This window comes from Arthrobacter sp. Soil_N43, assembly GCF_057655195.1.
Map to the genome: position 1 here is coordinate 17,728 of NZ_JBDGML010000044.1, position 10,284 is coordinate 28,011.

Consider the following 10,284-nt stretch of genomic DNA (forward strand, 5'->3'; position numbering starts at 1 on the left):
CGGCCACGGAGGGTCATGATTAACACACTTGCAGAGCGCATCCGGGGACTCGCCTCGCTGTTTTGGCGCGAGGTGGCGAAGTTCGGTGCCGTGGGCGGTGTGGCGTTCGTCATTGACAACGGACTGACGTACTACCTCATGCATGGGCCGATGACGGACAGTGAGGCCAAGGCACGCTTCGTGGGCGCTTCGGTCGCTACCGTGTTTTCCTGGATCGCCAACCGTCTTTGGACGTTCCGGCACCGCCGCCAAGCGAACGTGCTGCGTGAATTCCTGATGTTTGTGCTCATCAACGGCATCGGCATCGGCATTTCCACCGGGTTTACAGCCTTGGCCAAGTATTCCTTGGGCGTCACGGATAAGAACATGCTTTTCGCTGCCGGCGTTTTCGGCATTCTGGTCGCCACCGTGGTCCGCTTCTTCGCCTACCGGTTCCTCGTGTTCAACCAGGAACTGGACCAGGAGCCGGAGTTCTCCCACGACCACGAACTCATCGAGGGCCACCGCCACACAGCGAAGCCGGCCGCATCCCGTCCCCAGAGCGAAGCACACGATCCGGAGATTCCTGCCCGCCAGGAGTAAAAGCGGCTGGGGCGGTTCAGTCCCCGTGCACCCGTTCCGCGGCGAGGAGCTTGTCCGTCAGCTCGACATCCCCGTGGACCAGCACGACTGATCCATCGTTCGTCCATGCGCCCAGCGCGTTGGCCAGCGCCGCTTCCAGTCCGTCATCCGCGCGGACCAGGAGCCGCGCAGCGGCGTCATGGTTGGCCGCGAAGCTTTCCAGCAGGTCCGCATGCCTCACGGCCGCTCCGCTGGAGCTCCGCACCGCCCGCTTCTGCGGATCGGGATCGCTGTGGGCCATGAAAACGTCGCCGTGCGACCGCACTTCCGCTGCGTAGTCGACCACGCCGGAGGGAAGGTCGCCGGGCCATTTCATGGCCAGGGCAGGCAGCGTCACGGCAACGACGGCGTCGAACCCGTCTCCTGCTTCCGCGGGGGCGGCCGTGACGAGCAGGTCCGCGTCGTCGCCGTCCAGCACCACTTCCATGCCCAGCTGCCAGCCCGCAAGGGCCCAGATGATGGACTTCCAGTGGGCCGGCAGGTCCAGCCGCAGGCGCATGCCGGGTGCGGCGTCGAGTTCGTCCTGCAGGAGATTGCTTGTTTTCGCCACCCAGTTGTCCAGGACGCGGCCGGAGAGCTCGACGCGTTCCCCGTCCGGGCCGTACCAGGTGAGCCGCGGGGAAGTGGAGTGGCCCGATCGCAGGGCCGTCATTAGGTCAGTGGCCGGGATATTCATGGCTTCATCTTGCCACGCAGGCCCTCAGTGTCTACCCGGCTGTCCACCCGCAGGGCACCGTCAGGCAGTGTGACGTCCGCCATAAGGATTTACTACGTCATTTGTGTTAACACGCCGTCGTCTGCCGTTTTCCCAGCAATTGCACAGGCGCCGGGCAGACCGTAAGCTTGCTGTCAAATTCCCCGGGTCCGCGCCTGAGGTGTCGAATTTGAATCCCGGGCGTGGCGCGGCACCCGTTTGGCTCCGGAATTGATTATTATCCCGTCCGCAGCTTGACTCCCCCTAGTTACACGCGTGTAATTAGATATCGAAAGCCATCGCGAAGTCTCCGGCACACAGACCTTATGTCTCAAGTGTCCGGGCAGAGGCTGACTAATTCAGGAGGGGACGCCATGGGGCAAGTTGAGCGTATCCATGAAGAAGCCGTTGTGGCCGGCCAGGCCACGGCAAAATACCGTTCACGCGGGGTGCCGAGCGACTGGTATGTCGATCCGGCTGATCCGGACGCCGCCGAGCGGTACAACCTTGACACCACCGCATCCTTGCAGGACCAAGCCACTGCCTTCCTCGCGGAGCACGAGGCGCTGCTGGGTGCAGGTCCGGGAGACGAAGAGGACCTCAACGATCCTCCAATGGAGCTCCGGAACCCAGGGGTGGGGACCCTGGCGCAGCCGGTTTGGATTGGACTTCCCCGCGCCGACGACTTTGACGACGAAGGCGAACTTGGCTGGCAGACGGATGCACTCTGCGCGCAGACCGATCCGGAAGCTTTTTTCCCGGAGAAGGGCGGCTCCACGAGGGACGCCAAGAAGGTTTGCGGAGCCTGCAACGTGCGGTCGCAGTGCCTTGAATATGCTCTCGCGAATGACGAGCGTTTCGGTATTTGGGGAGGCCTCTCCGAGCGTGAGCGCCGTCGGCTGAGGAAGCGGGCAGTCTAATTCTTCAGGAAGTACACGTCACTGCGGTGGTGGTTGCCCACAACGGCAGTGAATATCTCCCCAGGACCCTGGCGGCGCTGGCGGGCCAGACCCGGCCGGCGGACATGGCAATCGGGGTTGATACCGGTTCACATGACAATTCTGCTGCCCTCCTTGAGCGCGCGCTCGGTCCGGGCAACGTCACCGGCGTCGGTGCCGGCAAAGCCGGCATGGGGGCTGCCGTCAGCGCCGGGCTTTCCACCCTGGCGCCGTGGGATCCGGAGTCACCGGACGCAGCTTCGGAATGGATCTGGCTGCTGCACGATGACGCCGCGCCGGCACCCGAAGCCCTTGCCGAGCTGCTGCATGCCGTTGAACGTGCCCCGTCGGTCACGGTGGCCGGCTGCAAGCAGCTGGACTGGGACGCGAAGCGCAGGCTCATCGACGTCGGCCTTTCGACGAGCCGCTGGGCCGAACGCCTTACCCTGATTGAGGCGGACGAACTGGACCAGGGCCAGTACGACGGACGCTCTGACACCTTCGCCGTCAACTCGGCGGGCATGCTGGTGCGGCGCGATGTCTGGGAGCTCCTCAACGGGTTTGATCCCGCCCTTCCCGGAACCGGGGACGACGTCGACTTCTGCTGGCGCAACCGCCTTGCGGGCAACCGCGTGGTGGTGGTCCCCAGCGCCAAAATGTTCCATGTGTCGCACCGGCCCCATGCACTGGGCAATGCCGCGGCGGCGCGGCGGGCACAGGTCCACCTGCGGCTCAAGCACGCACCCCTCTGGCTGGTTCCCGTGCATGCTGTGGCGGCAATCCTGGGCAGCATCTTCAAGCTGGTGTTCAGCATCGCCGTCAAGGACCCGGGGCACGGGTTCTCCCAGCTCCTGGCGACGGCGGCGGCTCTCGGCCGTCCGGGCGCAGTTTTTCGGGGGCGGCGCAGTGCCGCACGAACGCGCCGGGTCCGCCGGTCGGTGGTCAACGCCCTCCAGACTGAACGGCGCGAAGTGTGGAGCCACCGCCGCTCGCTGATGGAGGCACTCGGCGCGGACGACACCCAGGCGGGAAGCAGCGGAGACTCCCTCAACGAACAGCCCAGCGGCGACTCCACCGATGACTTCGCGGCCCTCTCCGTCAACGAGCGGGGCTGGGTGGGCAATGGAGCCCTCGCGGCGGTGATGATCGCCTGCGCCGCTTCGTTCGCCGGCCTGTCGGGGCTCTTCAGCGCCGACGCCGTGGCCGGCGGTGCCCTCCTGCCGGTATCCGGCAGCCTGGAGGATATCTGGCACCGGGCCTCTACTTGGTGGATTGGGCTGGGGGCAGGCCTTCCCGGCCATGGCGATCCCTTCGGCTACGTCCTCTGGCTGTTGGGACTGCTCGGCGGCGGAAACGCCAACGCTGCTGTTGTCTGGCTGCTCCTGCTGGCCATGCCGCTCTCCGGCCTCGCGGCCTGGTTTGCCGCCGGCGCCCTGACGTCCCGCCGCCGGCTGCGGCTGGCCGCGGCGCTCGTATGGGCAGCGGCGCCCGCCCTCCAGGTCGCACTGAACCAGGGCCGCATCGGAGCCCTCCTGGCCCACCTCATGATGCCCCTTCTGGTGCTGGCATTGCTGCGTGCCACGGGGACGGCCATCGGCCGCGGACGATTCGCGCTTTCCGCACGGCCCGAGGGGCCCTTCACGGAGACGGTCCCGGTGAAACCGGGCGTCAACGGAACCCCATCGTGGACCGCGGCAGCCGCCGCGGGACTGGCACTGGCCGTGGTCACCACTGCGGCGCCTGCGCTGCTGGTGCCGGCCGCCGTCGTCATCATCCTTGCCGGCTTCCTGCTCAGGGGGAGGGGCCGCACGCTGTGGTGGGCCCTCCTGCCGAGTGCCGTGCTTTTCATCCCGTTCGCCGTGTCGACACTGGACCGCCCGCGCGCCCTTTTGGCCGATCCGGGGCTGCCGCTCGCCTTCGACGCCGCGCCGCTGTGGCAGCAGGTGCTTGGCCAGCCGCTGAACTTTGATGTTGCCGGCGGGCTGTCCGGGCTGGCGCCGTTCGCGGGCGGCCCTGTGAGGTGGGCACTGCTGCTCGCCCTTCTGACCGGCGCTCCGGTGCTCATGCTGGCCGTGGCCGCACTCTTTCTTCCCTCCAAGCGGGCCCTCGTGACCCGCGCGCTGTGGGTGGCTGCGCTCATCGCCCTGGCCGGGGGCTGGCTGGCCGGGCACGTGGCCACCGCCGCCGGCGCCGAGGTGCTGGTCCCGCCATTCCCCGGTGCCGCTGTATCCGCTGCGATTTTCGCGTTCCTGGGGGCCGCGCTGATCGGCGGGGAAAGCCTGCTGGACCTCGCCGGGGATGCCGCTCCCGGCACTGTCGCGCCGGCGCCCGCACCGCGTCAGGGCCGGCGCGCCATCGTCCGTGCCACGGCCGGGCTTGCCACAGCACTCCTGCTGGCGGGACCGCTGGCCGGGCTCGCGGCCTGGACTGCCCAGAACGTTGTCCAGCCGGCCGCGCAGACGCCGCAAAACGCGCAGGCATCGCGGGACCTCGGTGCTCCCCGCATGGTGGCCGCCACCGATCCGCGGACGCTGCCGGCCACCGCGATCGACCGGGGCGAGGGGCCGGAACAGACCCGCACGCTGCTGATCAGCATCGGCGGGAACGAGACCTACAGCGCCTCGCTCATGAGGGGCGGGGGCACAACACTTGATGCGCTGTCCACCATCGCCTCGGCGCGCGATATCCGCGGCGTTCCCGGCGGCGAATCGGTGCGCGAGGATGACGAAGTGACCGCCGCCCTGCGCACCACGGTCGCCACTGTGGTCGCCGCCCACGGCGTCGACCCGCGTCCCGAGCTGGAGCGGCTGGGCGTGGGCTTCGTGGTCCTCCGTTCCACGGATACCGCCGCCCAGCTGACCGCAAGCCGGATGGACGCCGTCCCGGGCCTCGTAGCCGTTGGCCCGACCGACTCCGGCTGGCTCTGGCGTGTCAGCCCGCTGAACGACCGTGTACTCCAGCCCGCCGACGTCGCACACCGCGCCCGCATCGTCGACGGCGCGGGTGCCACCACCAACCTGCTTCCCTCCGGACTGACGGGCGTGGACAGCGAAGTACCCAAGGGGCCCGAGGGGCGGCTCCTGGTCCTCGCAGAACGCGCGGATCCGGGATGGACGGCCTGGCTGGACGGACGGAAGCTGACGTCCACCACGTCCGGCTGGTCACAGGCATTTACGTTGCCCCCGCAGGCCGGCCACGTCACGGTCCGCTACGAAAACCCGTGGGCCCTCTGGACCGGCATCGTCCAGGCGGCCGTGATCGGCCTGACGGCGCTGCTGGCGCTTCCCATGCCCGCGCGGCGCCCCAACACCGGCCTCTCCAGGGACGAAGGTTCGCTGCGTAAGGAATACCAGAATGCATAAGGAAGAGAACGACGGCGGCACACCGGCGGCGCCGGCGTCCGCACCGGGGCTCCCCACGGCGGCCGCTGCCCGTGGCGGCGGACGGTCGAAAACCGCAAGGAGGACCGGGTCCACAGCGGTGACCAAAGGCCGGGGTCCGCGCCGCCGCGGAACGCTGGCGGGCGTGCTGTCGGCGGCAGTGATTGTTGCAGCCGGGGGCGGCCTGGTAGCCGCGGCGTCGCTCGTGCCGCAGCCGTCGGGCGGCCAGGAACTCGAGGTTCCACTGGCATCCGTCCCGGCCGGCATGAGCCAGGATGTATGCCCCGGCCCGGCGAAGCTGCTGGAAGGGACGCCGGTGGGAACGGACCCGCAGTTCAGTCCCGAGTCCGCCACGGCCAGGAGCACGGTCTCAGCGGCAGTGGTCAGCGCGGCGGGCGCACTGCTTCCGGGCAGCAGGCTCTCGGCGCTGGACGGTTCCGAACTGGTCCGCATTGCCAAGGACCCGGGGACCGCGTCGGCCCCCGCCGGCGCCTCGGCGCAGCTGGCAGGGGTCCTTGCCCAGCGTGAAGTGAAGGAAGTCAGCGTCCTGAGCGCCGACGCCCTCGGTAACCGGCAGGCGGCGGCGGCCGGAGTCATGAGCTACTCGGCAACGGACGGGGACCTGCAGGGCTCGGCCGCGGCAGCCTGCCAGGCACCGCTCAATGACCTGTGGCTGACAGGCGCCAACACGGCGGTTGGCCGCAGCAGTGTCCTGCACCTGACTAACGCGTCAACTACTCCTGCCACGGTCAACCTCGAGCTGTTCGGCAAGGACGGCCAGATCAAAGCCCCCGGCAGCCGCGGACTCCTGGTTGCCCCGGGAACGACGCGCTCCATCGTCCTCGCGGGTCTGGCCCCCGGCCAGGAACGGCTGAGTGTCCACGCCCGCAGCACCGGAGGCCCGGTGAGCGCCTTCATCCAGCAGAGCGCACTCCGGGGCCTGACCCCAGGCGGAGTTGACTTCATCGCCCCGGGAACGGCACCCTCGGCCCTCCAGGTCATGACCGGCGTCGACATCCAGGACGCCGCCGGCCTGGAAGATCTCACCGCGACCCGTGGCTTCAGCGACGCGGCGCCATCCCTGCAGATCACCGTCCCCGGGCCCGTCGACGCCGTGGTGGAAGTCAAGCTCTTCGGCCGCGGCGGGCAGAAGGCACTGCCCGGCGGCGGTGTCGTGACAGCCAAGGCCGGCACCGTGACAGAGGTCCCGCTGGCCGGAGTCCCGACAGGGCAGTACACGGTCTCCGCAAGCGCCGATGTGACCATCGTGGCGGCCGCCCGCGTCACCCGCGGGCTCCAGGCTCCCCAAAGCACGGACTTCTCGTGGGCGCCGTCCACCGGCAGGCTCGGCAGCCAGCACGTCGTTCCGGTCCCCGGCGAGGGCGAGCGGTTCCTGGTGTTCGGCGCACTCGCGGACCGGGCCACCATCTCGTACACACCCATCACGGCGGACGGCAAGGTCCGGCAGTCGGCCACCGCGGACATCGCCGGCGGAACCACCACGTCCCTGAAGGTGCCGGACCAGATCGAAAAGTCGCCTGTGATCGGCTACCTCGTCTCAGCGGCCGGCGGCGCCGCGTACGGCACGGTGCTCCTGGAGCGGGAGGGGAGGAACGACGTCTCAACCGTCGCGATCACACCCGGGGCAGAAGGGCAGCAAAAAGTCCCGGTAACGCTGGGGTATTAGGCCCCGGGGGACCGGGCCCTGTGTATCAGGCCTGCGGTCGGGCAGCTGTCAGTAGCGCCGGCGGTAGACCGGGTCCAGGGTTTCCGGGGCAACACCGAGCATCTCCGCGGTGTGTTCGACCACCACGTCATGCACCAGGTCCTGGAGCTCCTCGCGGACCGGGCATCCCTGCTCGACAACCCGCCGGTACAGCGTAATGATCGGCCCCTCGTCCTCAGTGGCGGGGGAATAGCAACCCATGGGCGCGGGCGAACCGTCCGCCACAAGCTGCTCCAGGTTCGGCGGGATCTCATCCACCGCAAAACGCACGCCGTCGAGCGGCTTGCCCCAGATGTCGTGCAGCCGTTGCGCAGAGTCCATCACCAATTCGTCGAACCGGTCCGAGCGCGTCCGGTAACCGGGCAGGCTGGGCAACATGAGTTCCCCGCGAAGGCCGCGTCCGTGGCGGTTGCGGCGTCGTTGTGCAAAGCTCCGCCCGGCGGCCGAGCCGGCGGCACCCTGCGGAGCCTCGGGGTCAGCCAACCGGACCGTAAAACCCGAATCATGGTGCGATGACTGCATATACAGACTCTAGACCCGCCGGAACATTTGCGCGACATAATCCCCGCCGGGCTGCATCGCCGTGGCGCGGTGTGCCGTCAATGTCGGAAATCAAGCGCCATCCGGAGTAGTCTGTGATGTCGTGGGTGCTATCCGTCAATGTTCCAGGTCAGCCTGCCGCCAGTCTGCGGTGGCCACTTTGACGTACGTCTACGCCGATTCGACGGCCGTGCTGGGACCGCTTGCCACGTATGCCGAGCCGCACTGCTACGACCTCTGCGAGCGGCATGCCGGCTCACTCACTGTACCGCGGGGCTGGGAAGTCCTCCGGCTTGCCATGCCATCCCAGCCGCAGCAGCCCGGTCCTGACGACCTTCTCGCCCTCGCCGACGCCGTCCGCGAGGCGGCCGCCCGGCCCGCCGCGCCGGCGCCGCAGCAGGGTCAGCGCGGATCCCATGCCGCGCTCGAGGCGCCGGCCGGAACGGAAGGCACACGCCGCGGGCACCTCCGTGTCCTGCGCGAGCCGTCCTGACGCCAACTGGCGGTAGGCTGGAAGCTGCAAATCCGTCAGCCACGGCGCGCGTTCGCCCACCCAGGGAGCATCCACCATGCCAAAGATCAGTCCCGAACTGCTGTCCGTCCTGAGGTGCCCGGTCACCGGCTCGGCTCTGACCCAGGAGGGCGAAGAACTGGTGTCGACCGCCGCGGCTCCCGGCGGCGAAAAGCTGCGCTATGCGATCGAAGACGGAATTCCGCTGCTTCTTCCCCCTGAACTGCTGGCTGCCGCGAACGCCGCCCGGTCAGACCAGCACGATGCCCGTGTGGGCAGCCCGCAAACTCCCAGCCCGGAAACTCCGGACGCGCCAACAGCCTAGACCCCAGCCCGCACCGCAGAAGGCAAGACGCCGGATACAGCAAAGGACTCCAATGACCCTCGATTACAAGGTTGCCGACATCTCCCTCGCGGAGGCCGGACGCCACCAGATCCGCCTCGCCGAGCACGAGATGCCGGGCCTCATGTCGCTCCGCAAGGAATTCGGCCCCAGCCAGCCGCTGAAGGGCGCCCGCATTGCCGGCTCCCTGCACATGACGGTGCAGACCGCAGTCCTCATCGAAACCCTCACGGCCCTCGGCGCAGAGGTCCGCTGGGCGTCCTGCAACATCTTCTCCACCCAGGACGAAGCCGCGGCCGCAGTCGTGGTGGGCGCCGGAACGGTCGAAGATCCCCAGGGCGTCCCGGTCTTTGCCTGGAAGGGCGAAACCCTCGAGGAATACTGGTGGACGGCAGAGCAGATTCTTACCTGGCCCGGCGCGGACACCAACCCCGAGCTTGGCCCCAACATGATCCTCGACGACGGCGGCGACGCCACGCTGCTGGTGCATCGCGGCGTCGAGTTTGAAGCTGCCGGCGCCGTTCCGGCCGCCGCAGCGAACGACCCCGAGGAATACGCCATCGTGCTGGACCTGCTGCGCCGGACGCTGGCCGAGGACCCGAAGAAGTGGACCCGGCTCGCCGCCGGAATCCACGGCGTCAGCGAAGAGACCACCACCGGCGTGCACCGCCTCTACCAGCTGGCTGAGCAGGGCAAGCTGCTCTTCCCGGCCATCAACGTCAACGACTCTGTGACCAAGAGCAAGTTCGACAACAAGTACGGTATCCGCCACTCCCTGCCGGACGGCCTCAACCGGGCCACCGACGTCCTGATCGGCGGCAAGGTGGCCATCGTCTGTGGCTACGGCGACGTTGGAAAGGGCGCAGCCGAGGCACTCCGCGGCCAGGGTGCCCGGGTGATCGTCACCGAGATCGACCCCATCTGCGCGCTCCAGGCAGCCATGGATGGCTACCAGGTGGCGAAACTCGAGTCCGTACTTGCCCAGGGTGACATTTTCATCACCACCACGGGCAACAAGGATGTCATCATGGCCGAGCACATGGTCGGCATGAAGAACAAGGCCATCGTGGGCAACATCGGCCACTTCGACAACGAGATCGACATGGCAGGCCTCGGCCGCGTGCCCGGCATCAAGAAGGTCGAAATCAAGCCGCAGGTCCACGAGTGGGTCTTCGAGGGCGACGCCACGGACGGTTCAGACCCGCGGTCCATCATCGTGCTCTCCGAGGGCCGGCTGCTGAACCTCGGCAACGCCACGGGCCACCCCTCCTTCGTCATGAGCAACTCCTTCGCCAACCAGACCATCGCCCAGATTGAGCTGTTCACCAAGAAGGACCAGCCCGAGGGCGAGCGGGAATACGACAACCAGGTCTACGTCCTGCCGAAGATCCTGGACGAGAAAGTCGCCCGCCTGCACCTCGACGCACTGGGTGTGGAACTGACCGAGCTGTCCAAGGACCAGGCGGACTACCTCGACATGGATGTGGCAGGGCCGTACAAGCCGGAGCACTACCGGTACTAGGCCGCAACA

At 68.1% G+C, this 10,284-nt stretch carries 9 protein-coding genes; 7 read left to right on the forward strand and 2 right to left on the reverse strand.

The genetic code is table 11. The annotated features are described in order from the left end of the window. The first annotated feature begins 15 nt into the window (after window positions 1-15). Window positions 16-582: a GtrA family protein gene (locus AC3A3W_RS03120; RefSeq protein ID WP_487440421.1), complete on the forward strand. Its 567-nt coding sequence runs from the start codon at window positions 16-18 to the stop codon at window positions 580-582. A 16-nt stretch (window positions 583-598) separates the two neighbouring features. Here AC3A3W_RS03120 and AC3A3W_RS03125 read toward each other — a convergent pair whose 3' ends face one another. Further along, on the reverse strand, window positions 599-1,297 hold the full coding sequence (locus tag AC3A3W_RS03125; protein WP_487440422.1) for a TIGR03089 family protein: 699 nt from the start codon (window positions 1,295-1,297) through the stop codon (window positions 599-601). Window positions 1,298-1,689: 392 nt separating this feature from the next. Between AC3A3W_RS03125 and AC3A3W_RS03130 the strand changes: the two genes are divergently transcribed. Genes AC3A3W_RS03130 through AC3A3W_RS03140 form a run of 3 tightly spaced genes read left to right on the forward strand, consistent with a single transcriptional unit; the run spans window position 1,690 to window position 7,320 of the window. After that, the gene (locus tag AC3A3W_RS03130; RefSeq protein ID WP_309988258.1) at window positions 1,690-2,235 is read left to right on the forward strand and encodes a WhiB family transcriptional regulator; all 546 of its coding nucleotides are present in this window, start codon (window positions 1,690-1,692) and stop codon (window positions 2,233-2,235) included. 29 nt (window positions 2,236-2,264) lie between these two features. Continuing rightward, window positions 2,265-5,615, forward strand: a complete 3,351-nt coding sequence (locus tag AC3A3W_RS03135) for a glycosyltransferase family 2 protein (protein WP_487440423.1) — start codon at window positions 2,265-2,267, stop codon at window positions 5,613-5,615. Beyond that, window positions 5,608-7,320, forward strand: a complete 1,713-nt coding sequence (locus AC3A3W_RS03140) for a DUF5719 family protein (protein ID WP_487440424.1) — start codon at window positions 5,608-5,610, stop codon at window positions 7,318-7,320. Before AC3A3W_RS03135 ends, AC3A3W_RS03140 begins: the two co-directional genes overlap by 8 nt. A 48-nt stretch (window positions 7,321-7,368) precedes the next feature. Here the strand turns inward: AC3A3W_RS03140 and AC3A3W_RS03145 are convergent, their stop codons facing one another. Further along, window positions 7,369-7,881: a metallopeptidase family protein gene (locus tag AC3A3W_RS03145; RefSeq protein WP_487440425.1), complete on the reverse strand. Its 513-nt coding sequence runs from the start codon at window positions 7,879-7,881 to the stop codon at window positions 7,369-7,371. 121 nt (window positions 7,882-8,002) lie between these two features. On the opposite strand from AC3A3W_RS03145, the gene AC3A3W_RS03150 reads away from it, so the two are divergent. The 3 genes from AC3A3W_RS03150 (at window position 8,003) to ahcY (ending at window position 10,275) form a co-directional block, all read left to right on the forward strand. Next, a complete protein-coding gene (locus AC3A3W_RS03150) occupies window positions 8,003-8,392 on the forward strand; it encodes a DUF3499 domain-containing protein (RefSeq protein WP_487440426.1) in 390 nt (129 codons plus the stop codon). A gap of 76 nt (window positions 8,393-8,468) precedes the next feature. Continuing rightward, the gene (locus tag AC3A3W_RS03155; RefSeq protein WP_487440427.1) at window positions 8,469-8,735 is read left to right on the forward strand and encodes a Trm112 family protein; all 267 of its coding nucleotides are present in this window, start codon (window positions 8,469-8,471) and stop codon (window positions 8,733-8,735) included. 52 nt (window positions 8,736-8,787) lie between these two features. Further along, entirely contained in the window at window positions 8,788-10,275 is a 1,488-nt protein-coding gene (gene ahcY / locus AC3A3W_RS03160; protein ID WP_487440428.1) for an adenosylhomocysteinase, read from the forward strand. Window positions 10,276-10,284 lie beyond the last annotated feature (9 nt).

Excerpts from the sequence above, each read along its gene's own strand:
- AC3A3W_RS03120 (WP_487440421.1), top strand. The coding sequence starts at position 16 with ATGATTAACACACTTGCAGAGCGCATCCGGGGACTCGCCTCGCTGTTT.
- AC3A3W_RS03125 (WP_487440422.1), bottom strand. The coding sequence starts at position 1,297 with ATGAATATCCCGGCCACTGACCTAATGACGGCCCTGCGATCGGGCCAC.
- AC3A3W_RS03130 (WP_309988258.1), top strand. The coding sequence starts at position 1,690 with ATGGGGCAAGTTGAGCGTATCCATGAAGAAGCCGTTGTGGCCGGCCAG.
- AC3A3W_RS03140 (WP_487440424.1), top strand. The coding sequence starts at position 5,608 with ATGCATAAGGAAGAGAACGACGGCGGCACACCGGCGGCGCCGGCGTCC.
- AC3A3W_RS03145 (WP_487440425.1), bottom strand. The coding sequence starts at position 7,881 with ATGCAGTCATCGCACCATGATTCGGGTTTTACGGTCCGGTTGGCTGAC.
- AC3A3W_RS03155 (WP_487440427.1), top strand. The coding sequence starts at position 8,469 with ATGCCAAAGATCAGTCCCGAACTGCTGTCCGTCCTGAGGTGCCCGGTC.
- ahcY (WP_487440428.1), top strand. The coding sequence starts at position 8,788 with ATGACCCTCGATTACAAGGTTGCCGACATCTCCCTCGCGGAGGCCGGA.